This is a genomic window from Paenibacillus sabinae T27 (genome assembly GCF_000612505.1).
GTDB lineage: Bacteria > Bacillota > Bacilli > Paenibacillales > Paenibacillaceae > Paenibacillus_AQ > Paenibacillus_AQ sabinae.
This window is the reverse complement of record NZ_CP004078.1, coordinates 1,835,570-1,860,135: the sequence shown is the minus strand read 5'-3', so window position 1 is coordinate 1,860,135 and position 24,566 is coordinate 1,835,570. Positions and strand designations below refer to the sequence as shown.

18 protein-coding genes are annotated in these 24,566 nt (G+C 54.1%); 10 read left to right on the top strand and 8 right to left on the bottom strand.

The window, feature by feature from the left end; translation table 11 throughout:
* Window positions 1-438: 438 nt before the first annotated feature.
* The 6 genes from PSAB_RS08440 to PSAB_RS08415 all read left to right on the top strand — a co-directional run bounded on the left by PSAB_RS08440 (window position 439) and on the right by PSAB_RS08415 (window position 8,626).
* Complete coding sequence (locus tag PSAB_RS08440) at window positions 439-2,187, top strand: alpha-glycosidase (RefSeq protein ID WP_025334138.1); 1,749 nt, start codon at window positions 439-441, stop codon at window positions 2,185-2,187.
* 106 nt (window positions 2,188-2,293) lie between these two features.
* Window positions 2,294-3,331 (top strand): LacI family DNA-binding transcriptional regulator, encoded by a 1,038-nt coding sequence (locus tag PSAB_RS08435; RefSeq protein ID WP_025334137.1) that lies wholly within the window; start codon window positions 2,294-2,296, stop codon window positions 3,329-3,331.
* Between the two features lie 120 nt (window positions 3,332-3,451).
* The gene (gene pgmB / locus PSAB_RS08430) at window positions 3,452-4,114 is read left to right on the top strand and encodes a beta-phosphoglucomutase (protein ID WP_025334136.1); all 663 of its coding nucleotides are present in this window, start codon (window positions 3,452-3,454) and stop codon (window positions 4,112-4,114) included.
* 52 nt (window positions 4,115-4,166) lie between these two features.
* Complete coding sequence (locus PSAB_RS08425; protein ID WP_025334135.1) at window positions 4,167-6,485, top strand: glycoside hydrolase family 65 protein; 2,319 nt, start codon at window positions 4,167-4,169, stop codon at window positions 6,483-6,485.
* Between the two features lie 197 nt (window positions 6,486-6,682).
* The gene (locus PSAB_RS08420; protein WP_025334134.1) at window positions 6,683-7,546 is read left to right on the top strand and encodes an AraC family transcriptional regulator; all 864 of its coding nucleotides are present in this window, start codon (window positions 6,683-6,685) and stop codon (window positions 7,544-7,546) included.
* A gap of 231 nt (window positions 7,547-7,777) precedes the next feature.
* Window positions 7,778-8,626, top strand: a complete 849-nt coding sequence (locus PSAB_RS08415) for a DegV family protein (RefSeq protein WP_025334133.1) — start codon at window positions 7,778-7,780, stop codon at window positions 8,624-8,626.
* A gap of 103 nt (window positions 8,627-8,729) precedes the next feature.
* Here PSAB_RS08415 and PSAB_RS08410 read toward each other — a convergent pair whose 3' ends face one another.
* The gene (locus PSAB_RS08410) at window positions 8,730-10,292 is read right to left on the bottom strand and encodes an ATP-binding protein (RefSeq protein WP_051529747.1); all 1,563 of its coding nucleotides are present in this window, start codon (window positions 10,290-10,292) and stop codon (window positions 8,730-8,732) included.
* Between the two features lie 320 nt (window positions 10,293-10,612).
* Between PSAB_RS08410 and PSAB_RS08405 the strand changes: the two genes are divergently transcribed.
* Window positions 10,613-12,001 carry a SpoVR family protein gene (locus PSAB_RS08405; RefSeq protein WP_025334132.1) on the top strand — a complete coding sequence of 463 codons (1,389 nt, stop codon included), beginning with the start codon at window positions 10,613-10,615 and terminating at the stop codon, window positions 11,999-12,001.
* Window positions 12,002-12,126: 125 nt separating this feature from the next.
* Here PSAB_RS08405 and PSAB_RS08400 read toward each other — a convergent pair whose 3' ends face one another.
* Window positions 12,127-14,397, bottom strand: a complete 2,271-nt coding sequence (locus PSAB_RS08400) for an LTA synthase family protein (RefSeq protein WP_158442579.1) — start codon at window positions 14,395-14,397, stop codon at window positions 12,127-12,129.
* A gap of 191 nt (window positions 14,398-14,588) precedes the next feature.
* Entirely contained in the window at window positions 14,589-16,484 is a 1,896-nt protein-coding gene (locus PSAB_RS08395) for a PrkA family serine protein kinase (protein ID WP_025334131.1), read from the bottom strand.
* A 244-nt stretch (window positions 16,485-16,728) separates the two neighbouring features.
* Here PSAB_RS08395 and PSAB_RS08390 point away from each other — a divergent pair, with 244 nt between their 5' ends.
* Complete coding sequence (locus PSAB_RS08390) at window positions 16,729-17,607, top strand: DUF2161 family putative PD-(D/E)XK-type phosphodiesterase (protein ID WP_025334130.1); 879 nt, start codon at window positions 16,729-16,731, stop codon at window positions 17,605-17,607.
* Between the two features lie 163 nt (window positions 17,608-17,770).
* Here the strand turns inward: PSAB_RS08390 and PSAB_RS08385 are convergent, their stop codons facing one another.
* Together PSAB_RS08385 and PSAB_RS08380 are read right to left on the bottom strand one after the other, a co-directional pair.
* Window positions 17,771-18,988, bottom strand: a complete 1,218-nt coding sequence (locus PSAB_RS08385) for an aminotransferase-like domain-containing protein (protein ID WP_025334129.1) — start codon at window positions 18,986-18,988, stop codon at window positions 17,771-17,773.
* 73 nt (window positions 18,989-19,061) lie between these two features.
* Window positions 19,062-19,718, bottom strand: a complete 657-nt coding sequence (locus tag PSAB_RS08380) for a LuxR C-terminal-related transcriptional regulator (protein WP_025334128.1) — start codon at window positions 19,716-19,718, stop codon at window positions 19,062-19,064.
* A 302-nt stretch (window positions 19,719-20,020) separates the two neighbouring features.
* Between PSAB_RS08380 and PSAB_RS08375 the strand changes: the two genes are divergently transcribed.
* On the top strand, window positions 20,021-20,428 hold the full coding sequence (locus PSAB_RS08375; RefSeq protein ID WP_025334127.1) for a hypothetical protein: 408 nt from the start codon (window positions 20,021-20,023) through the stop codon (window positions 20,426-20,428).
* On the top strand, window positions 20,425-21,492 hold the full coding sequence (locus PSAB_RS08370; protein ID WP_025334126.1) for a phosphodiester glycosidase family protein: 1,068 nt from the start codon (window positions 20,425-20,427) through the stop codon (window positions 21,490-21,492). Before PSAB_RS08375 ends, PSAB_RS08370 begins: the two co-directional genes overlap by 4 nt.
* Window positions 21,493-21,886: 394 nt before the next feature.
* Here the strand turns inward: PSAB_RS08370 and PSAB_RS08365 are convergent, their stop codons facing one another.
* From PSAB_RS08365 to serC, 3 genes are all read right to left on the bottom strand, one after another.
* A complete protein-coding gene (locus tag PSAB_RS08365) occupies window positions 21,887-22,141 on the bottom strand; it encodes an AbrB/MazE/SpoVT family DNA-binding domain-containing protein (protein WP_025334125.1) in 255 nt (84 codons plus the stop codon).
* A gap of 120 nt (window positions 22,142-22,261) precedes the next feature.
* A complete protein-coding gene (gene trmL / locus PSAB_RS08360; protein WP_025334124.1) occupies window positions 22,262-22,726 on the bottom strand; it encodes a tRNA (uridine(34)/cytosine(34)/5-carboxymethylaminomethyluridine(34)-2'-O)-methyltransferase TrmL in 465 nt (154 codons plus the stop codon).
* Window positions 22,727-22,907: 181 nt separating this feature from the next.
* On the bottom strand, window positions 22,908-23,999 hold the full coding sequence (gene serC, locus PSAB_RS08355) for a 3-phosphoserine/phosphohydroxythreonine transaminase (protein WP_193373926.1): 1,092 nt from the start codon (window positions 23,997-23,999) through the stop codon (window positions 22,908-22,910).
* Window positions 24,000-24,566 lie beyond the last annotated feature (567 nt).

Here is a 24,566-nt window from a genome sequence, read left to right as displayed (position 1 = left end):
CTCAAATCAAATGATATCTCCTGTTTTCGTTTCTTTTTTTCAAAACATTTACTAGTGAACTGCAATATTCATGCATATTCAAGCAAAACAGGAAAGCCATATTAAGCAGAGTAAGACTGCAAAAAAATCTCTATTCTTCCCTGAGCCTGTTCGAAGCAAAAACAATTGTGTGCAAAGGTTTGAATTAACTATTGCCTGAAATCTTGGCCTCATGCTATAATCCTAATCATTCCAGAAGTAATCGCTTTCCTGGATACCAATTTAAAGGCAATGCTACTTGTTACAGGTACATCCTCGGTCGTTTCCCGGCTTAGGATGTGCCTTTTTGCTTTGGTTTAAGGGCGCATAATCTCCTTGTGTCGTGACCGGGGTGGCTTAAATAACAAGGTGTCTTGAAGTAAGAGAGTCCCGTTAAAAAAATTTTGGGAGGTATTGTTCATGTTACTGGAAGCTGTCTATCATCGCCCTCGTCTCAACTGGTCCTATGCTTACGATGAGAACACGATTCATCTGCGGCTTCGCGCCAAAAAAGGCGATTTGAGCGAAGTGTTCGCCTGGGTAGGGGATAAATATGCCTGGGATCAAACCAAAGAACTGATTCCAATGACCGTTTTTGCCTCTGACGACATGTTCGATTATTGGGAATGCGAGTCCGTTCCGCCTTTCCGCCGGCTGAAATATGGCTTTCTGCTGCAAAAGGGCAAAGAGCGGATCTGGATGACCGAAAGCGAATTTCAAGCCGAGCGTCCCTTGAATCCTTATCGGCTGTTTGAATTCCCATATATCAACCGCGGCGATGTCTTCGCTCCTCCGGCCTGGGTCAAGGATTCGATCTTTTATCAAATTTTCCCGGAGCGTTTCGCGAGTGGCGACCCCGGCCTTGATCCGGAAAACGTTGAGCCTTGGGGCGGCGTTCCGAAACAGGACAACTTTTTCGGCGGCGACCTGCAGGGTGTGATCGATCATCTGGACCACCTGACTGAACTCGGCATTACCGGTATTTACTTTACGCCTGTGTTCGCCGCTGCCTCGAATCATAAATATGACACAGAGGACTACATGAGAGTTGATCCGCATTTCGGTGACACCGAGACATTGAAGCGGCTTGTGGACGCCTGCCACGAAAGAGGAATTCGCGTGCTGCTCGACGCTGTGTTCAATCACTCGGGCAGTACCTTTGCCCCGTTTGTCGACGTCGTCCGGAACGGGGAGAACTCTGTTTATAAGGACTGGTTTCATATCCGCAAGTTCCCGGTTCATTCCGAGAATGGAATTCCCACGTACGATGCCTTTGGCTTTGTGAGAGAAATGCCGAAGCTGAATACCGAACATCCGGACGTCAAGCGTTATCTCCTGGGCGTTGCCGAATACTGGATCAAGGAAGTAGGCATTGACGGCTGGCGTCTGGACGTGGCTAACGAAGTGGATCACGGTTTCTGGCGCGATTTCCGGAAGGTCGTCAAGCAGGCCAACCCCGAAGCGTATATATTGGGCGAAATTTGGAATGAATCCTCCCCATGGCTGGAGGGAGACAAATTTGACGCCGTGATGAACTATCCATTTACCGAGGCCGTACTCGATTTCTTCATACGCGGCTCTTTGGATTCGGAAGGCTTTGCCCATGCGATCGGCAAACAGTTATCCCGTTATCCGCTTCAAGCCAGCGAAGTCACCTTCAATCTTCTGGACAGCCATGATACCGCCCGCCTGCTGACGCTCGCCGGAGGCGACAAGCGTATAATGAAACTGGCCGCGTTGTTTCAATTCACATTCATGGGCGCTCCCTGCATCTATTACGGCGATGAGATCGGTCTTGAAGGCGGTGAAGATCCAGGCTGCCGGAAATGTATGGAATGGGACATGGCCAAGCAGGACCGCGAGCTGTTCGGCTTCTACCGCAAGCTGATCGACATCCGGAAGAGTCATCCGTCGCTCCGGACCGGCACAATGGCTTTTCTTGAAGCCAACCGTCACGGCAGCAAGCTGGCCTACGAACGCCGGCTGGGAGACGAGTCGGTAATTGTGCTTCTTAATAATGAAGATACGGCGCAATCTTTCCATCTTAATGTAGAGATAGAGCGCTGGAAAGACCTGTTCACCGGGGAAACGCTTCGCATAAGCCGGGGCGTACTGTCCGTCAAGCTGCCTGCCTACGGCTTTACAGTTCTGGGCGCAGCAGACCTATAATTTTTCAATACCTTTTATGGTCCGGCCCTGCAAAGTTCAACTATTTACAATTGATTGGACTTCGATTAAGATAAGCTTAAGCAAACGTTTCCATAAGGGGGTTTCTATGACGGTTACCATCAAGGATGTGGCCAAGAGAGCGGGCGTCTCCCCTTCCACGGTCTCCCGGGTTTTGTCGGGCCATCCGAGAATCAGCGCGGAAACCTCACGCAAGGTCAAGATTATAATGGAAGAAATGGGCTACCACCCGAACATCATGGCCAAGAGTCTCGTTTCAAGGACGACGAACAGCATCTGCATCATTCTGCCGAAGCCGGCCGAGGAATTGTTCTCCAATCTGTTCTTTATGGAATTGATTCGCGGGATTGTCACACAGGCAAGCCGCTCGGGCTACGATGTTCTGATCAGCTCCGGCGCAACGGAGAAGGAAGAACTGGAAGCGGTCTCACGGCTGCTGAAAGGTCGGCGGGTTGACGGCGCGATCCTGCTCTACTCGCGCAAAGGCGACGCCGTGATCGATTTTCTCAAAGAAGAGGGCTACCCCTTTGTTCTGGTGGGGCGCAGCGACAAGTATGACGATATCCTGTCGGTCGATACCGACAACCGGATGGCGGCTTATGATGCCACAAGTCACCTTATTTCCATGGGGCATAAACGAATCGGCTTCGTCAGCGGGCCTCCGAACCTGATCGTCTCCCGGGACCGGCTGGAAGGCTACCGGGCAGCTATGGAGGATAACGGCCTTGAACTGAAATCCGAATGGATTGTGGAAGGCGAGTTTCTGCAGGAGAGCGGCTACCGGGCCATGTCTTTCTTCATGAATCTGCCGAGCCGTCCAACGGCGCTGGTTGTTGTGGACGACATCGTCTCCTTCGGAGTTCTCCGGGGGCTAAGCGAGCTGAACTACTCGGTTCCCGCGGATCTGGCGCTGGTCAGCTTTAACAACATTCCGCTGTCAGAGCTGTCTACTCCGCCGATCAGCAGCATCGATATCGGAATTTACCAGCTGGGCTACACCGCTTCTCAAATTCTGATTCAGACGATTCAGAAGCAGGTTAACGAGCCGGGCGGCACAAAGCGGCATATTATTCCTCATCGTTTGATTGTTCGAGAATCCTCCATGTATTCACCCGGCGGAAAATGACGCCGAGAACATGTAAATAAATGAAGCGCCGCAAGCTTCATTTGTTTTTTTACATTTAGTACAAACGTTTGCACAATACCGCCGATCAATGGCGACACTGCTGTTATTAGGAGGGTTAACATGAAAGAAGTCAAAGCCTGCCTGTTCGATCTCGACGGCGTGCTGGTCGACACGGCCAAGTATCATTACATCGCCTGGAAAGAGCTGGCGGACCGCCTCGGTTTCGAGTTCACCGAGAAGGATAACGAGCGGCTGAAAGGCGTCAGCCGGACCGCCTCGCTGAACATCCTGCTGGAAATCGGAGGACTTACGCTGGACGAGGCTGAAAAAGCCAAGCTTGCCGAGAGCAAGAATAACCGCTACGTCGAATATATTTCGAAGATGGACAGCTCCGAAATCCTTCCCGGAGCGCTGAACTTCCTGAAGGAATGCCGCAGTCAGGGAATATGGGTCGCCCTCGGCTCCGCCAGCAAGAACGCGATGACGATTCTGGACCAGACCGGACTCACCCCTTATTTCGACGCGATTATCGACGGCACCAAGACGTCCGCGGCCAAGCCCGATCCGGAAGTCTTCCTGCTCGGAGCCGAAGCGCTCGGGGTCTCTCCCGCCGAATGCGTTGTCTTCGAAGACGCCGAGGCCGGAATCGAGGCGGCGATCCGCGGAGGCATGGCGAGCGTCGGCATCGGTTCGCCGGAGACGCTTGGAGCCGCGAACCTTGTCATCCCGTCCCTGCAGGAGATGAACGTCGCACGGCTTAAGGAAGCTTTTGCCGCCGTTTAAATGAAAGGTCGGTCTATTTCAGATTATTGTTAATCAAAGGAGACGATCCGCAATGAAACAATATTTAAAAGTCGATGAATGGTCCATTGTTGAAGAATCATTCGATCCCCAAACCCAGGAGATTTCCGAAAGCGTATTCAGTTTGGGCAACGGCTATATGGGCGGGCGCGCCAATTTTGAAGAACAGTACAGCGGGCCCAGCCTTCAAGGCAGCTATATGGCCGGCGTGTACTATCCCGACAAGACCCGGGTCGGCTGGTGGAAGAACGGCTACCCTGAATATTTTGCCAAAGTATTGAACAGCACCAACTGGATTGGTATCGACATCGATATTGACGGCACTCCGTTGGATCTCGCGTCTTCCACCGTATCGGAATTTCGGCGGGTGCTGAACATGAAGGAAGGCACGCTGTCCCGCAGCTTCACCGCCGTCCTTGCGGACGGGAAGGAAGTTAAAGTGGAAAGCATCCGAATTGTAAGCATGACCCGGCGGGAGATCGGTGCGATCCGCTATTCGGTCACCCCGCTCAATTTTGCGGGAACGATTACGGTAACCCCCTACCTGGACGGGGACATCAAGAACAAGGATTCCAATTATGATGAGAAGTTCTGGAATGAGGTTGAGAAGAACGGCTTTCCCGGCGGGGGCTATCTGACCCTGAAGACGAAGAAGCTCGATTTTCATGTGACCACCGCCATGGCGTATGATATTGTCGTTGCCGGAGAGAAGCTGGAAGCCGAGGCCGAGCCGGTTCTGCGCGACAAGTATGTGGCGAATATCATTCAGGTTCCGGTGCACCAGGGCGAGCAGGTCGTCGTCTACAAATACGCCGCAAGCGTGACTTCGCGCAACTACGGTCTGGGCCAGCTCGTGGAGGCGGCGCAGAGTGCTCTCCAGTCGGCAAGGGAGGCCGGTTTTGTAGCCCTGCTGACGGAGCAGGCGGATGCCTGGAAGGACAAATGGAAAGAAAGCGACATTATTATTGAAGGCGACCCTTCGGCCCAGCAGGCGATCCGCTTTAATATTTTTCAGCTGAACCAGACCTATACCGGCGAGGATGACCGGCTGAATATCGGACCCAAGGGCTTCACCGGTGAAAAATACGGCGGCAGCACCTACTGGGACACGGAGGCATACTGCGTTCCTTTTTACCTCAGCACCGCGGATGCCTCCATTGCCCGCAATCTGCTGATTTACCGTTACAAGCATCTGGAAAAGGCCAAGGAGAACGCCCTTAAGCTCGGCTTTACCAAAGGCGCACTGTATCCGATGGTGACAATGAACGGCGAGGAATGCCATAACGAGTGGGAGATCACTTTTGAGGAAATCCACCGTAACGGAGCGATCGCCTACGCAATTTACAACTATGTGAACTACACCGGCGACAAGTCCTATCTCGGACAATACGGCCTGGAGGTGCTGACGGAAATCTCCCGTTTCTGGGAAGAGCGCGTGCACTACGCCCCGCATAAAGACAAATACGTCATGCTCGGCGTTACCGGACCGAACGAGTACGAGAATAATGTGAACAACAACTGGTACACGAACCGGATCGCCGCCTGGACGCTGGAGTATACCCTCGAAGCGCTCGCCTATTTGCGGGACAATGAAGAATCGCGCTATACCGAGCTGGTCGACAAGCTGGATCTGCTGGAGAGCGAGACGGAGAAGTGGCAGGATATCATCGACAAAATGTATTACCCGGCTGACGAGGAACGCGGCATTTTCCTGCAGCAGGACGGCTTCCTCGACAAGCAGATCATCCCGGTCAGGGAGCTTGGCCAAGAACACCTGCCGCTGAACCAGAAATGGTCCTGGGACCGCATTCTGCGCTCCTGCTATATCAAGCAGGCCGACGTGCTGCAAGGACTGTATTTCCTGAACGACCGCTACGACCTGGAGACGAAAAAACGGAACTTCGACTTCTACGAGCCGATCACCGTTCACGAGTCTTCCCTCTCTCCGTGCATCCATTCGGTTCTCGCCTGCGAGCTGGGATACAAGGAGAAGGCCTACGAGATGTACCTGCGCACTTCAAGGCTTGACCTGGACAATTACAACAACGACACCGAGGACGGCTGCCATACCACCAGCATGGCGGGCACCTGGATGTCGATCGTCCACGGCTTCGGCGGACTGCGTGTCCAGGATGGCCGTCTGATCCTGAAACCGTTCAACCCGGGCCACTGGAAGTCGTATTCGTTCAAAATCATGTTCCGCAGTTCCCGGCTTAAGGTAACTGTCACCGACCAAACCGTTACGGTCGCCAACGAAACCGAAACCCCGGCTTCCATCCGGATTTACGACAAGGAGTACACGGTGAACGGACTTGGCGAAGTGACTGCGCAAGGGATACCTGTAATCATATAAAAAGCAGCTTCCACCGCTTGGCCTTCGGCCGGGCGGTTTTCTTCTGTACGCGCAATGAGGCGATGGGGCAAGCGCAGCTTCCGTAACTGCGATATACTGGTGTGGATGAACCGAGGGATACTGTCCCAAGGGAGCACGGAAGAACAGGACCGGGGCAGCGCTGAATGGTAGGATAAATGCAAAGGAGATGGCGAGCGATGGAATGGCTGAACCGCATGAGGGACGCTTTGGACTATATGGAAGGGCATATGACGCAACCGGTGAATATGGATGATATCGCCAAAGCGGCCTGCTCTTCGCCCTTCCACTTTCAGCGGATGTTCAATCTGCTGACCGGAGTGACCGTAGCCGAGTACATCCGCAAGCGGAGGCTGACGCTGGCCGCGCAGGAATTGGCGATGACGCCGATCCGGGTGCTGGACGTTGCGCTCAAATACGGTTACGACTCTCCGGAAGCATTCGCCAAAGCATTCCGCAAGGCGCACGGCATTACGCCCTCGGCGGCGCGAGAGCCGGGGACCGTCCTAAAGGCTTTTCCCCGCCTCTCCTTCCACTTGTCCTTGAAGGGAGACAAAGAAATGGATTACCGTATCGTACACAAAGAAGCGTTTACCGTGGTTGGCAAAACGATGAAGACCTCCTCCCGCGATGGAGAGAATTTGCGGAAAATCCCGCTTTTCTGGCTCGAATGCAACAAGGACGGCACCTATGACAAACTTCTTGAGTTGGGCGGCAGCGTCCATGATCTGCTCGGGATATGCGCCGATATAAATCACGAGCAGGAGACGCTCACTTATTGGATTGCCGTGGAGAGCGGCGAACCCGCCCCGGACGGCTACTCCTCCACCGTCATTCCGGCCGCAACCTGGGCCGTCTTCACCTCCGTTGGCCCCATGCCGCATGCGATTCAGAGTGTGTGGGCAAGGATCTTTCAGGAATGGTTCCCGGGCACCGGCTACGAGCATTCGGGCGGGCCCGAATTCGAGCTGTATCCGCCCGGAGACCCGGCATCGGAAGACTACCGCTGCGAGATATGGATTCCGGTTCTGAAGAAGTCTTAAGCGAGGCTGATTGAGCGGTTATGTACGTCAAGAACCGGCCGGGCGCTTCAGTGCGCTCGGCCGGTTTGCTCTGGACAAGGCGTCCCGGAATTCACAGTAAGCCAGGCAGAAGGAGTCCGTAAGCCGTGGAACGGATCATCGCGATGGGAGCATGGAGATGCTATAATGAACGTATACGCGATACATGCTTTAGACTTAAGGTGATCCGATTCATCGGTGAAGGAGAATTTCATGCCCAACGTCAAAATTTTTACCGACAGCACATCCGATATGCCGCAAGGCTGGAAAGAAACCTATGATATCGGCGTTATCCCGCTGTATGTCGTGTTCGAGGATACTACATACAGAGACGGCGTGGATATTACACCGGATGAAGTGTACCGGAAAGTAGCCGCTGCCGGTGCGCTGCCGAAGACAGCCGCCCCTTCGCCTGCCGACTTCATCCATGCCTTTGCGCCCGTAATTGAGAGCGGTGACAATATTGTGTATCTCAGCCTTTCCTCATCGCTTTCCTCCACCTACCAGAACGCGCGGCTTGCCGCAGAGGAATTTCCTCCCGGACGCGTGCAGGTCGTGGATTCCTGCACCGTGTGCGGCGGAATCGCCCTGCTCGCCGTAAAGGCGGCCAAAGCGGCTCTCGGCGGCAGCAGCTCCGGCGAAATCGTCTCCATGCTGGAGCGGGACCGGGAACGGCTCAACACGGAGTTCGTCATTGATACGCTGGATTATTTATATATGGGCGGTCGCTGCTCTGGCATGCAGAATTTTATCGGCAGCCTGCTCAAGATCCGGCCGGTGCTTCGAATGGTCGACGGCTCCATCGTTCCCGTGAGCAAAGTCCGCGGCAAGAAGGAAAAAGCGGTCGAGCAAATGCTCTCCCATGCGCTTTCCGACATCGAACGGATGGACAAGGAGCTGGTGATCATTGCGCATACGCAGGCCGAGGAAGACGCCAGATATTTATGCGACGCGCTGGAAGGCGCAGGCGCGGAGGAAATTGCCGTTATGGAAGCGGGATGCGTAATCGGCAGCCACTGCGGACCTCGTACCGTAGGCATGATGTACCTTAAGAACGAATAACCGGACTTACACTGATTTCGCAGCGGCTTGATCGCTGTACAGTACTTATACCAAGAAGAAACGGATACCGCCTATTACCAGGGGTATCCGTTTTGATTTGAGCTTAGATTTGAACTTCCGCCTCTTCTTTGACAAAGGGCAGCATAAACCGGAAGATGGAACCGCGGCCCTCCTCGCTCTCCACGAAGATCGTTCCGCCCATAAGCTCCACCAGCTGCTTGCAGATCGCCAGCCCCAGTCCGGTGCCGCCGTATTTGCGGTTAATCATCGGATGAAGCTGGGAGAACGACTGGAACAGCAGCCCCAGCTTGTCCTCGGCGATGCCGACCCCGGTATCCCGTACGGAAAATTCCAGCAGATAGTTCGGCGATTCGGGCAGCAGGATGTTCTTGACGGACAGCGTCACGCTTCCCTTCTCCGTGAATTTCAGCGCATTACCGACCAGATTGACGATAATCTGCCGCAGACGGCTCGGATCGGCCTTAATCGTCTCGGGGACGCTTGTATCCGCCCACCAGCGAAGCGCCAAGCCCTTCTCCTCCGCCTTCGGCGTGAACAAATCGATGATCACAGAGAGCATCTCCCGGAGGCCGAACCGTTCGGGCTCGAGCGGCATCTTGCCGGCTTCGATTTTGCTGAAATCGAGGATGTCGTTCAAAATATTCAGCAGACTGTAGCTGCTGCTGCGCAGAATCTCCGCATACGTCCGCTGCTCTTCCCCCAGATCACTGTCCAGCAGCAGATCGGCCATTCCGATCATGCCGTTCATCGGGGTCCGGATCTCGTGGCTGATCATGGCCAGAAACTCCGATTTCGCCCGGGAGGCCTGCTCGGCAGACTCCTTCGCCCGGCGAATTTCCCGATCGTTCGTAATATCGGTAAAGGCGACGACCGCACCATCAATCTGGCCGCGTTCCATGATGGGCGACACTCTGTAGTTCACCCAGAAGCTGGTGCCGTCCTTGCGCCAGAAAATCTCCTCATTCATGGTCCTTGAAGTCCCGTCCTCAACCGTCATAAGAATCGGGCACTCTTTCGGGCAGTAACGGGAGCCGTCAGGCCGGGTGTGATGGATATGCGAGAGGCTGTGTACGCCGATGATTTCCTCACTGGAGTACCCCAGCATGAACATCGCGGTTTTGTTGATGAAGATAATTTCTCCGTCCCTGTCAAGTCCGAAGATCCCTTCCGTAACCGAATCCAGGATCAGGCTCTGCGGGTCTTGATGCTCGTAGTCCAGCTCTGGATAGGCGGCCCTTGGCGCGGTCCCGCCGCTCTCCGCCACCGTCTCAGCGGTGATGTTCCGCACAATGGCGAATATGCCAACCACGTCTTCCTTATTTGCAATCGGGATAAATGTTACCTCGGCGGAAGCGACAATGCCCAATTTTTGAATAAACTTCAAATGAAACGAAGTTGTATTGCCCGCACAGGCCAGCACAAAATGACGCCCGGCTTCCGTCCGGCTTCCGAACAAAAGCGCTTTGCTCCAAATGCCCCTTACTTCCTCGGGTGCAGCCAGCTGTTCAGCGGAGCGGTTAGCACCGATGCAGCGCCCTCTAAGATCCAGAACGTAGACGCAGTCCGGATGGTGCTCATACAGTGCCTTGTATATGCCCTCTTCGGCAATTAACCGCTTTAATATGGCTAGTTTATCCCTATGCACAGTCTACTTCCTCTCTAAACGAACTGAATGCCTTCCTCTAGAAGGCATTGCGACGGGCAATTTGCCATGAAACCGCTTTGCATTGCTGTGATAGAAATCCAATATATAAGCACCGCCGGCCATCCGGCAGGCGAAGATAGTCTACTGGTGTAGATTCGAGCAGAAGTTAAGCTTATTATAGCAAAAATTTTCAAAGGTTTAACGGGATTTTTTGTTAACTTTCGTGCTTGGGGAGGCTCATATTTGCACACAACTAGCCATATACATGTTAAGAACGGTCTGCCGCTGACAGGATGGACAGCTGGAAAGGAGATGGGTACATGCCCAGCGACGAGATACAGGCGCTTGAGAAAGCTATAGCCGAGATTACGGAAATCGCCTCCGGCTTTGGCCTGGATTTCTATCCGATGCGCTACGAGATTTGCCCTGCCGATATTATCTATACCTTCGGAGCTTACGGGATGCCGACGCGTTTTGGCCACTGGAGCTTCGGCAAGACGTTTCACAAGATGAAGTCCCAATATGATTTCGGGCTGAGCAAAATATACGAATTGGTCATCAACTCCAATCCGTGCTACGCCTTTCTTCTCGACGGCAACTCGCTGGTCCAGAACAAGCTGATCGTCGCCCATGTGCTCGCGCACTGCGACTTCTTCAAGAACAATGTCCGCTTCTCCAAGTCGAACCGGAATATGGTGGAGAGCATGTCGGCCACAGCCGACCGGATCGGCGAATATTCGATCAAGTACGGGACGGACACGGTCGAGAGTTTCATCGACGCCGTTCTGTCCATCCAGGAGCATATCGACCCTAGCCTGATCCAACAGGGCAGGCTCGGCAATAGCCGGATCGCGGAAGGGCGGCTGAAAGGACGCCGGGAAACGGCGCAGGGTCTTGCCGATGCCAACCCTTACAACGATCTTTGGGGGCTCGATGACGCCACAGGGGGCTCCCGGCAGCCCGCGTCTGGACATAAGCCGTTCCCCACGGAGCCGGAGAAAGATTTGGTCTGGTTCATTCAGCAGTACTCCGCCAGTCTGGAGAACTGGCAGCGCGACATTATGACGATGCTGCATGATGAAATGCTCTACTTCTGGCCGCAGATGGAGACGAAGATAATGAATGAGGGCTGGGCGTCTTACTGGCATCAGCGCATCATGCGGGAGCTGGACCTGACGCCGGAGGAGACCATCGAGTACGCCAAGCTCAACTCTGCGGTGGTGCAGCCCTCCCGCCAGAGCCTGAACCCGTATTATCTGGGACTGAAGATTCTCGAAGATATCGAACGCCGCTGGGACCGGGACAAAATCTTCGAGGTCCGGGAGCTCGACTCCGATATCTCCTTCATCCGCAGCTATCTGACCAAAGAATTGGTCGAGGATCTCGATCTTTATGTCTTCGAGAAGAAAGGCCCGGAATGGAAGATCACCGACAAAGCCTGGGAAAATGTCAGGGACCAGCTGGTGCAGGCCCGCATCAACGGCGGCGCCCCCTATCTCGTCGTGCAGGATGGCAACTTCGAGCGCAACGGCGAGCTATACATCATCCACCGCTATGAAGGCATCGAGCTGGATCTGAAATATCTGGAACGCACGCTGCCTCATATTCACACGCTGTGGGGCAAGACCGTCCATCTGGAGACTGTCGTCGAAGACAAGAAGGCATGCTTCTCCTATGACGGCAAAAAGGTGCTGCGGAAGTTCGTCTAAAGTCTCGGCCGGAGCCGGGATGCAGCAGATTAGGTAAAAACGGCGCCGGATAGCGCCATATTCAAAAGCAGGCCCGAGGACCCACCGTCCCCGGGCCTTGCTGTACTTGAAGCTTGTTGTGCCGCCTACTCGCTACCCGAATCCATGTCGACGACCTCCACATGCTCCGGCCCGGAGCTGGCTGTCGGCGACGGAGCGGCAGACGATCCGGCGCTTGCCCCGGGCGACGGGGTAGCTGTCGGTGCAGCCGAAGGAGCGGTCTTCGAGAACTCGGCCGTGATCCGGTTGATTCGGATGGACTTGTCCGCTCCCGAATAATCATTGGAATGAAGGGCGGTCTTCAGATTGAAGGCGTACCCGTAGACCACCTTCTTATTGTAGAACCGGAACGTGATTGCTCCGCTGCCGTTCTGCTTGTCGATCATGCGCACACTTTTGTGGCCGATGTAATCCTCAAATTTCAGCACAAGCCAATCGGGGTCGGCCATTGCCGAAGCGGCATAATCCACCTGAACATCGACGTACGATTCCGCAGGCAGCGTGATGAACTGTCCGTCTGTAATGATCGACTCGCTTCCGTCCGCAAGCGGGATTTCCTTGTCTTTGGTGATGACGATTCGCTGATCCTCTGCCGACGACTTGTCGATGTAATTTCTATACGTGAGGATCTTCTTTTTCATAGCACTGTCGGACAAGGATGTCCTCTCATACTTCCCACTGAACAGCTCCCCGTTCTCCGAGGTCAGGCTGTACAGCTGCCCGCTGTTATCCACCTGATACACGGTCCCCTTCTCCGTGGAGTAAAAAACATCGCCGTTATAGTGGGAAGCGAACAGAATCGGCGAATCTTCCGTGTATTTGCGGAACACGCTCCGGCCCGTCGTATAGGCATCCAGCTCAGGGTCCGCATAATCCAGCAGCGAGAGCAGAATATCCTTCTGCCCGAATACGCCGTCGTTGATAATCTGGCCGTTGATATCTGGTGAATACGCCGCAAAAATCCCCCAGTTCGACCCGAAAGGCTGGTCGTTCACCCCATGCGATTCGTCGGAGACGAACAGCACCAGGGTGTCTTTGGCAAAGCTCGAATGGTCAATATAATCGATAAATCCGGACAGCGCCTCATTCAGATAAGCGACCGCCGCCGCCTTGCGGCTCGGATAATTCTTCGCGTAATCGTCCGTCACCGCGTAGGGATGATGCGTTCCGACCGTCAGCATCGTGGCGAACCACGGCTTGCCCTTGTTGTTCAGCTCGTCGATATATTTTTGCGATTGCTCGAAAAAGGCTTTATCATCCGGTCCCCATCCGAAGGGGACGTAAGGGTTGCTGAAGCTCTCCCCGCCGATTACCGTATCGAAGCCCGCCGCCGTCATGAAATCGCCCTTGGACATGTACTCCAGCACCGCCCCCTGGATAAACGCCGTGTTGTAGCCGCGGTTCTTCAGCAGCTTGGGCAGAAGCTCTTCGCGGTAACTGGGGTCTTTTTGCAAATATTCGTAAGCCTTCGGCGTGGACGCGTCCAGCTTGGGGTAATCTCCGCTGACGAGCGAGTACATCCCTCTTATGGTCTGGTTGTTATGGGTAATGTAGTTGGGGAGAATGAGGCTGTGCGCCTTGATTTTATCCAGACTCGTCAGCTTGATTTCGTTCGGGATATTCAAATATTCCTGGTTCGCGGGCGAATAGGCGCCGGGAATGCCTTCCATGACGACCATCAGAATATTCTTCTTGCCCGTGTGGTTGCCAAGCAAATATTCGCCTTCTTTCAGCTGCTGCGACGTGTTAATCTGCCGCTCGATATCCGGAGGGTAGTCGGTCAAATCCTCGTCGTTGAAGGTCAGCAGCGCGACGGAATTGCGGATCGAGGCCGAGACGAAATTGCCGTTCTTCCAATCTCCGCTCGAGTAAACGGCGAGGGCCAGATAGAGAATCAGCAGCCCGGCGAAGGCGAACAGACTGTACCGTTTGGTCTTTAGCGGGAGCAGCGGCAGCTTGCGCTGACAAAAAATCGACGCCAGAAGAGACGCCATCAGCAGGATGGAATAGACCGGAAAACTGACGTGAAACAGCGTGCCCGCAATAAACTCCTTGTCCGAAGCCATCGTGATATCTTTCAGATTAACGACATGGTCCAGCGCGTAAATATATTCGACATTCGCCAAATGAAAAATGCCCAGCACGAGCGCCAGAACATACGAAGCGATGAGACTGACCTTTGAAAGCGCATATAAAAAAAGCAGAATCAAAATGCCGATGCCGATATCCTTCAAGGCAGGAGCATAGATTGAGATAAAGTCCACGGAGATATCCTTCTGCAGATACAAGAGAATACGCCCATAGGCAAAGAAGAGCAAAAAAAGAATCGAGGGTAATAGATAAAGACGTTTTTTCATGTTCTCGCCCCTGTCATAGTGCATTGAAATCTATTATATATGATATTGGTCCCTCCGGGGTCTGAATTTTTTCTGAGAAAAATAGAGCAAACGGGCACAGTCCGCCCCTGCCGCACGGAAAAAGGACCGCTGCCGTCAGCGGTCCCTCTAACACATCTATCGCGCATTCGCCGTATACATTCGGCACTTTCTTACCGGTTCAGCAGGCTTCCCACATAACGTAGCAGCTCGTTGGCGCAGATCGGGCAATAGTTGTGCTCCTCGATCAGCCTGCGGGACACCTCGTTGATGCGCTTCAGCTGGCTCTCATCCGGCGTTTTGGACGAGGTCGTGATCTTGACGATATCCTTCAGATCCGTGAACAGCTTCTTCTCGATCGCCTCCCGAAGACGGTCGTGGTTGCTGTACTCGAACTTCTTGCCTTTGCGCGAATACGCGGAAATCCGGATCAGGATCTCTTCCCGGAAGGCCTTCTTCGCGTTTTCGGAGATGCCGATTTGCTCCTCGATGGAACGCATCAGCCGCTCATCCGGCTCCAGCTCCTCGTCGGTCAGCGGGTCGCGGATTTTGGTCCAGTTGCAAAACGCCTCGATGTTGTCGAGATAGTTCTCGAACAGCGTCTTGGCCGACTCCTCGAACGAGTAGACGAACGCCTTCTGCACTTCGTTCTTGGCCAGCGTATCGTACTCCTTCCGGGCGATGGAAATGAAGTTCAAATACCGCTCCCGCTCTTCCTTCGTAATCGAAGGATGCTGGTCCAGCCCGTCCTTGATCGCCCGAAGCACATCAAGCGCGTTCATGCATTCCAGATCGCCCTTGATCAGCGCGCTGGAGATACGGTTGATGACGTACCGGGGATCGATCCCGGACATGCCTTCGTCTAAGTATTCATTTTGCATCTCCTTCAGATCGGCTTCCTTGTAGCCCTCAACCTCTTCGCCGTCGTACATGCGCAGCTTCTTGATAAGGTCCATGCCCTGCTTCTTGCTCTCCCTCAGCCTGGTCAGGACGGAGAAAATCGCGGCGGCTCGCAGCGCGTGGGGCGCGATATGCACATGCTTCATGTCGCTCTGGGCGATCAGCTTGGCATAAATCTTCTCCTCTTCCGAGACCTTCAGATTGTAGGGCACCGGCATGACAATCATCCGCGACTGAAGCGCCTCGTTCTTTTTATTCGAAATAAACGCCTTGTACTCCGTTTCGTTCGTATGGGCGACTATCAGCTCGTCGGCGCTGATCAGCGCAAACCGTCCGGCCTTGAAATTGCCCTCCTGCGTCAGCGACAGCAGGTTCCACAGGAACTTCTCGTCGCATTTCAGCATTTCCTGGAACTCCATCAGTCCGCGGTTGGCCTTGTTCAGCTCGCCGTCGAAGCGGTACGCCCGGGGATCGGATTCCGACCCGTACTCGGTGATGGTCGAAAAGTCGATGCTGCCCGTCAGGTCGGCGATATCCTGCGATTTCGGGTCGGACGGGCTGAAGGTGCCGATGCCGACGCGCTCTTCTTCGGACAGAAGCACCCGCACGACCCTCACTTTTTCAATATCGCCGCCAAACTCATTTTTCAGCCGCATCTGGCACGAAGGGCACAGGTTGCCCTCAATGCGCACCCCGAGCTCCTTCTCAATCTCCGGACGCAGCTCACCCGGTATCAAATGCAGCGGCTCCTCGTGCATCGGGCAGCCTTCAATCGCGTACACCGCCCCCTGAATCGTCCGGGAATACTGCTCCAGCCCGCGCTTCAACAGCGTAACCAGCGTCGATTTGCCGCCGCTCACCGGCCCCATCAGCAGCAGAATCCGTTTGCGAACGTCCAGCCGCCGCGCAGCCGAATGAAAATACTCCTCCACTAGCTTCTCAATGGCCCGGTCCAATCCAAAAATCTCCTGCTCGAAAAACTTGTAGCGTTTGCGGCCATTAATTTCCTCCACACCATGCGATTTGATCATGTCATACACACGGGCATGTGCTGTTTTGGCGGGAGTGGGATCTTTTCTTAGCAGTTCTATATATTCCTTGAAGGTTCCGCTCCATGCCAAACGCTCGTTCTCTGCCCGGTACGATGCTATACGTTCAAAAATGTCCATTGCTCGCTGCCTCCTCACCTTGCGCTCTTGTGACCCTCGCGTGATGTCCATCGGGCTTTGCCCGGTTGCCCTCGACAAATATCCGCCTGCCTGCCGCCGTCCCTTCCGACGCTTCCGCCGCCAAGAGCGGGGTCTGCATTCGAAAAGTGTAATACATACCTATGCGGGAAGCCCGAAATATTGACCTCTTTTTTGATGTGCTATAATAGAGAATCGGCTTTAATCGTGACAAAGGAGACAAACTATGGCGGTAAAGCGGGAAACAGAACTGTATGCTCCTTTAAAAAGTTTTTTTGAACAGCAAGGCTACGAAATCAAGGGCGAGGTGCGCTCCTGCGATTTGGTCGGCGTGCGGGAGGACGATGAACCGCCGCTGATTGTGGAGATGAAGAAGACGTTCAACCTCTCCCTGCTGCTGCAGGGGGCCCAGCGGCTGAAGCTGAGTCCGGTCGTCTATTTGGCGGTTGAGAGATGCCGGGAGAAAAAGGGCTCTGCGAGCCAGCGCTGGGGCGAGCTTAGCGATCTGTGCCGCCGCATCGGCCTCGGGCTCGTTACGGTCGTCTTCTACAAGACGAAGGCACCGCTTGTAGAGGTGCTGGCGGAGCCCGCAGTGCCCGCCGGACCGGTCCGGGGCGGCGGGCGGCGCCGGGAGCGGCTGCTCTATGAGTTCCGCGAGCGCAGCGGCGACTACAACACCGGCGGCAGCGCGCGGGTGAAGCTCGTCACCGCCTACCGCGAGAAGGCGCTGCGCGTAGCCGCCGCGCTGGAAGCGGCGGAGCGCGAGGCCGCCCTGGCCGCGGCCATAGGCGAGCCGCGCTCTGCCGCGGGGCCCGACAGCGGCACGGCTGCGCCAAAGCCCGGCGCCGTGCCCGGAGGCGCGGCCGCCGGGAGCGCGCCGCCGAAGGGCGTGACGCCGGCAGAGCTGCGCCGGCGCAGCGGGGTGCCGGCAGCGGCCGCCATCCTGCAGAACAACTACTACGGCTGGTTCAAGCGGGTGGCCCGCGGCCGGTATACGCTTGAGGCGGCCGGACGCGCCGCGCTGCTGGAGTATGCCGCCGTGTCGGTATCCCAGTCGCTGGCGGACCGTATTAACGCCGGGGAGGATGAGCATCAATCCTCTTGACACAGCCAGTGAAGCTGTTCTGATAAATCACATCATATATCCTTCTTCGCCCCTCGAAACTTCGACCCTGAAGACGGAAGCGATGCCGGTTGCAAAAAGAGCCCATTCTCTAGAACATTCTAGAGAATGGGCTCTTCGGTTAACATTCCGCCAGGTACGCCTATTAACTGCGGGCCGTAAATTCCGATACGGCTTCGCTCATCAAATTCATCCCAAGCAGCAGTTCGTCGCGGCCGGGATGGCTGAAATTAAGCCGGATATACCGGCTTCCGCTGTCGTCAGCCGTACAGAGCGGCCCCGGCAGGAAAACGACGCCCTTGCGAAGGGCGTTCTTCAGCAATATTCCTGCGTCCAGCCCCTCCGGGAGCGAAACCCACAGGAACATGCCCCCGGCAGGAAGATCATACGTGCTGTCCTTCCAGGCGGCGCGCTTGAGCAGCTCTGCCATCAGTTTCAGCCTTGTGCCGTATTCACGGTTCAGCAGCGCAATGTGCTCGCGCAAATTGAACGGGGACGCATGCAGCAGATGATACAGCAGACGCTGGTTCAGCGAGCTGGACTGCCAATCCGCCATTCCCTTGGCAGCGGCCATTACCCCGATCAGCTCACGGCTGCCCGCCGCCCAGCCCGTCCGAAGCGCAGGAGCCACCGTCTTGCTGAAAGAACCGATGTACAGCACATGTCCGTCCTCGCCCGCGTCTTCCAACGCATATAGAGATGGATACTTGCTTCCGCTGCGGTCCTGTCTCTTGAAATGCAGATCTCCGTAGGAGTCATCTTCCACAATAAGCACATCATGCGTAACGCATGCCTCCAGCACTTCCTTGCGGCGCTTTAGGCTCCAGAGGATGCCGCTCGGATTCGTAAAGCTCGGTGCGGCAAACAGCACTTTGGGCCGGTGCCTGATAATCTTCTCCCGCAAATCCTCGGGCAATAGCCCTTCCCGGTCTCCCTGTACCGGAATAATGACCGCTCCCTGCATCCGCAGCGCCTGAAGAAATCCCGGAGAAGTCGGATTCTCCACAAGCACGCGGTCCCCAGGATCGATGTATACCCGGGATAGAAGATCCACCGCCTGCTGGCTGCCTGTGGTCAGCAGGACGCCGTCCCCGGGAATATGTACTCCCTTGCCTTTCAGCCAATCCCCGGCCAGCCATTCCCTGAGCGGTCCGTATCCCTCGGGATCTCCGTATTGAAGCGCCTGCGCATCGGCCGAAATGACGGTAGACGCCGCTTCCGCCAGCAGAGGCAGCGGAAACAGCTCTTCCGCGGGCAGCTCTTCGGCCAGCGAAATCACGGAGCCTCTGCGCGTCTGCGTCCGGATGCTCAGCAATGGCGAAGACATCAGCGTATGCGCCCGGGCGGAAAAATCGTATTTCATGCGGCGTCCCTCCCTTCATGCTCTCATGAATGATTATTCCGGAGGAAGCCGCGTTATGACGCCCCGCCGGATGCTATGCGTACACGGGTCTGACCTGACGCGAATACAGCGCATACTTCTCAATGGCCTGCGCCCGCGTGGAAACTTCGAGTTTAACATAAATCTTGCGCAGGTAATTGTCAATGGATCGGCGGCTTACTTCAATCTCGGCCGCTATTTTATCGTAGGTGATTCCCTGGACAATCCGCTCCATAATAAATCTTTCAGTCGGGGTAAGCTTCAGAAGAACGTCTCCATCCTCGGTTGCGCTGATCGGCAGGATCCCCATCTCCAGCCAGTCAAGCGGCATGGACAGAAACCCCTCCCTTAGTCCTTCGATCAGCTGCAGCAGCTGGCTCGGTGATGCTCCTTTGGAAATAATGCCGCTCGCTCCCAGCTTTAACAGCGGCAGCAGCAGCTCCCTACCCTCCCTGTCGGTCATAACGACAAAATGGGACGCAGGAGCCTCCTTTTTCAGCCCGGGTAGAATCGTCTCGATCACCTCGTCCGGCACACAGTAGTCCAGAAGCACCAGCTCCGGCCGCTCCTCCCGAACCATTGCGGCTCCTTGCTCCCAATCGGAGAAGGTGCCAAGCACAATCAGACTTCCCGCCTCTTCCAGTATCAATTTTGTTCCCAGCATGCTTGTGGGATGACAGCCCATAATCACTACCTGCCAAACCTTCCTCATTAAAGCCCAAACCTCCTGCTATTATGTATTTTACCCAATTAAAGAGACGCGTTTCGCGTTTATGCGCATGGTGCAAACCAGAAGAAACGTCTTCGGGCGCCCTCATTAATGATGAGGGTTACTCCGTCTTTTTTCCTAGGCTCTGGATACATTTATGCATAGAATATTCTAGTGAAATTGTAACGCACTGCTTTCAAAGGATGCAATTACTTTTTTCCTGAATCTTCCTCTATTCTTTTTGCGAAAAAGGCGTAATTCTGGTAGAATAAGGTCTCATTAATAGGTCTAGAGGTGATTTATTCATGCAGCCGTCAATGAAATCGCCGGATGCGTATCCTTCACGCGCCGCGACAAGAAACGGCTCCTCCGTTAAATGGTTTCTGTTGTTCTGGCTAATCGTAATCGCCGCCGGCGGCTATGCCGTGTACAGCTATACGAATCATTTGAAGGATCAGATGCTTTTGCAGCTTGCCGCTCAGAACCGTCAACAATTGGCCGCGGTGCAAGCGGATTACGAGAAGAAACTGTCGGTCCTTTCGGAAGAAGTGAATGATTTACAGGATAAAGTGCAGTCATTCAATGAACTTCTTACTTTTACCAAAGATAACGCGAGCACCAAGACGGACAACAGCAACAAGCTGTACACCCAGCTGAGCGAAGTCCGCAAGCAGCTGGACGCGTTGCAGAAAGAGATGGATCTGCTGAAATGATAACGCCGGTCAAAAGAGTGAACCGTTTCTTCATGCTCGTTACCGCTCCATTCATCGGCCTGCTGGTGTGCCTGGCGTTCTATAAGCCCTCGCTTACGCTGAATTTGGAAACGCAGCGGTTTGCGCCTTCAGAGGGTCCTGTTCAGTTAACGGCCGGGATCAAGGATCAGCTGGATCAGGCCCGGAGCACCGCCGACTATACCATGCGCGCCGTTAGCGACAGCGCCAAGCTGTACAGGGAGACGACCGCTGCCATGAACTCGATTGTGGTTAAGGCCAAGACACAGGCGGGCCGTCCGGGTGTGATATACAACCGGCGGATTACGGCCAGGCTCGGCTTCCCGTACGAAACGATTACCAGCAGCCGGATTGCGATAGAGTTATACCGGGTCAATCCCGGGACTTATACGGGCTATGCGATGAAGATCAAGCTCAAGGACAAGAACGCGATGACGATGAGTCTCGGCGCGGAAGGCCCCGGCAGCTCGGAAACGACGCTCCAGGCGGCCAGAAGGTACGGAGCCGTCGCCGGCATAAACGCGGGGGGCTTCGCCGATCAGGACGGCAAGAGATACCCGCTTAGCACCACAATCGTGGGCGGCCGGTATTTAACGGGCTTTGAACCGAGCTATAAGGATTTAAGCTTCGTTGGACTGAACAAGGACGGGCGGCTGATCGGTGGGAAGTTTTACAGCCGGGAGCAGCTCGACAAGCTGAAGCCGGCCTTTGGCGCTTCCTTTGTGCCGGTGCTGCTGCAGAGCGGTTACAAAACGGTGATACCCGCGAAATGGGAAGTTTCCCCGAGGCGGGCGCCGCGTACCGCAATCGGCAAATACAAAGACGATCAGCTGCTAATTATCGTAACCGAGGGAGACAATGAGAACGGCAGCTCGGGAGCTACGCTGGAGGAGCTTCAGGACAAGCTGTTCAATATGGGCGTAAGCGATGCCTATAATCTGGATGGCGGGGGGTCTTCGTCGCTCGTCTTTAACGGGCGGGTTGTGAACAGGCCTTCGGACGGGGCTTTGCGACCAGTGCCGACAAGCTTTCTATTTTTCAAATAAAGCATCATCAATAATGTCTATGCGGCATATCACCATAACATTTATTTTTATTTAAAGGCCGGTTATAATGAGAGTAATGACAACAACATTTCCATTTTGGAGGTGCCCGAATGTCGTTCTCCTTGACCTTTTGGATTGTCTTACTCGTATTTCTGCTGTTTCTGACCGGGATTCTAACTGCCTCGTATAATGACGACAAGACCAAGGGCCTATAAAGGCTGAGCTTCCTCCGTTGCATGGAGGGAGCTTTTTTTTGTGAGAGGAAAGGATGGGAGGCCTTAGTTGAGCAGGAGAACGTATCCGCTGAAGAAAAAAGCGCTGCATAAATGCAGCGCCCGGCTTCCGAGCGAAGACGCTACGGCTTGAAGCGTTTCGGGAAGGTCCTCTATTTTGCTTAAGCGTGTCTTTGCAGTTGGGTCATTTCACCCAGGCATTGGCCGCAAATGTAACGTTCCTTATATTCGCTGACCTCTTCCATCGAACCGCAAAATACGCATTTTGGACGATATCGTTCCAAAATAATATGGTCGCCCTGAACCAAAATCTCAACAGGGTCCCCTTCATTCATTTGATACCTTTTACGCAGGGATTTGGGCAGAACAATTCTGCCAAGCTGATCCACCTTGCGAACTACACCAGCAGGCTTCATCTAAAAGCACACCTTTCCTATTCAACTGATTAATCAATATGATGAAATTTCCATTACGTTGAATTATTCGATGTGAAGATGTCGAATCCTGCTGATGAAAAATAAATTTCTGTAACTTCTTCAGGTTAACCCCGGAAAGTTCAGTTGCCGAAGGGCCTCGTATACGATAATGGCCGCTGAATTTGACAAATTAAGCGATCTTACATCTCCGGTCATCGGCATGCGCATCGTCGTTTCTCTTCCGGCGCTCAGGATGCTGTCAGGCAAACCTTTCGTTTCTTTACCGAATACAAAAAAATCGCCGTCGCGAAAAGAATAATCCGTATACCGCTTGTCCGCCTTGGTCGTTGCATAAAAGAAACGTCCTTCCGGATACATCTCCAGCACTTCTCCGAAAGAATCGTGATATTCAATGTGAACGGCGTGCCAATAATCCAGTCCAGCCCGCTTCAGGGTAGCATCATCGGTGCGAAAGCCGAGCGGACGAACCAAATGCAGATGGGTGCCGGTAGCCGCGCAGGTACGGGAAATGTTCCCCGTGTTGGCCGGAATCTCCGGCTCTACCAGTACAATGTGAAGGGCCATAGTGCTAAGTCTCTCCTTATCGCTGAACAATGTCTTAGTGATGGAAATACCCCCAAGAGCAGAGGTTTGCCCTGAGGCAAGACTTCCTTTGCTTTGGGGGAACCTTGAAAAAAATATCCTATTCGCTTAGAAGACCCTCCGCCGGAGGCGGAAGGTCTTCTGCTTAAGCTGCAATGGTCAATTAGCCGTTAGTCTTCTGGAAGTGGCTCATGAAATCGGTCAGCGCCTTGATGCTCTCATAAGGAACAGCGTTATAAATGGAAGCGCGAAGTCCTCCTACGCTGCGGTGTCCTTTAAGACCGACGAATCCTTCCTGCTCCGACGCCTTGATGAATTTCTTCTCCAGCTCTTCGGATTCCATGCGGAACGTCACGTTCATGATCGACCGGCTGCCCTGCTCGGCTACACCGCGGTAGAATCCGCCGCTGCCGTCGATGGTGTTGTACAGCAATCCGGCCTTGTCGCGGTTCTTCGCTTCGACGCCTGCCAGACCGCCCTGCTCTTCGATCCATTTCAGAACCTGGTTTACCATGTAGATCGAGTAGGATGGCGGCGTGTTGTAAAGAGAGTTGTTCTTGTAGTGGGTGCTGTAACGCAAAATAGTCGGAATGTTGGATGGAGATTCGGCAATGAGCTCTTCTTTCGCGATCACAACGGTCACGCCCGAAGGTCCGAGATTTTTTTGAGCGCCGGCATAGATCAGTCCGAACTTGTTAACGTCAAACGCGCGGCTCAAGATATCGCTCGACATATCCGCGATCAGCGGAAGCGAACCGGTATCCGGGAACTCGCTGTACTGGGTGCCTTCAATCGTCTCATTGGAAGTAATGTGCAGGTAAGCCGCATTGTCGGCCGGTTTAATCGAACCAAGATCCGGGATCGCCAGGAATTTCTTGTCTTCGGAGGTAGCTGCAACATGCGCTCCGCCGGCGATTTTGGCTTCCTTGAACGCTTTGTCGGCCCAGCTTCCCGTCATAACATAGCTTCCCACTTTGCCTTCGGAGAGGAAATTCAACGGAATCATGGCGAACTGCGTCGTTGCTCCGCCTTGAATGAATAATACTTTATAGCCCGACGGATTGCCCAAAAGCGAAAGCAGACGTTCCTGCGCTTCGTTGTGAACGGATTCGTAAACAGCTCCGCGGTGCGACATTTCCATGATCGACATTCCGGTTTCGCGGAAATCGACGAATTCTGCCTGTGCGCGCTCCAGTACCTCAAGAGGTAAAGCCGCCGGACCGGCGTTGAAATTATAAGCTCTCTTGCTCAAAATACTCCCACCCTTTCTCTTCTTTCAATATCGTAATGATAGCAATAATCTAACATGGCAGCAAGTATAATTATTCACAAATAATACGGATGATAAGGTAAAAAATCGCTGTTTTTTCCGGCTGCCGCCGAAAAATAGCGAATGCGGGTTCTGTCGGATTAATTATGCAATTGACTTTCTCCTCCCATTGGCTTGATAAATGCACCGCATTGAACATAAAATCCGGGAAAGGCAGTAAGTAAATCCAACTCTTGACCTAAAAAATCAACTGAACGGAATGACGACCAATGACCTGCGGCAGCAAGCTGAAAGACCCGCCCTATTATTGAGTGCCGCCACTTTTCAGGTAAGAGTCCTTCGTTTCATACGAAAGGACTTCTTACCCATTCGTATTTCCGCGGCGCCTAAGGGGTTTCCACGGCCCGTCAGCAGATCGCCTATACAAGCTGTGTGCTATAAGCCCATATTTGAGTCATTTCGGCCAGCAGCGCGCTGCAGCCTATACGTACATTCCCTTTCCTCATATCCTATAACAACAGCCCTGTTACCTTTTGTGACAAAATAAAAAGG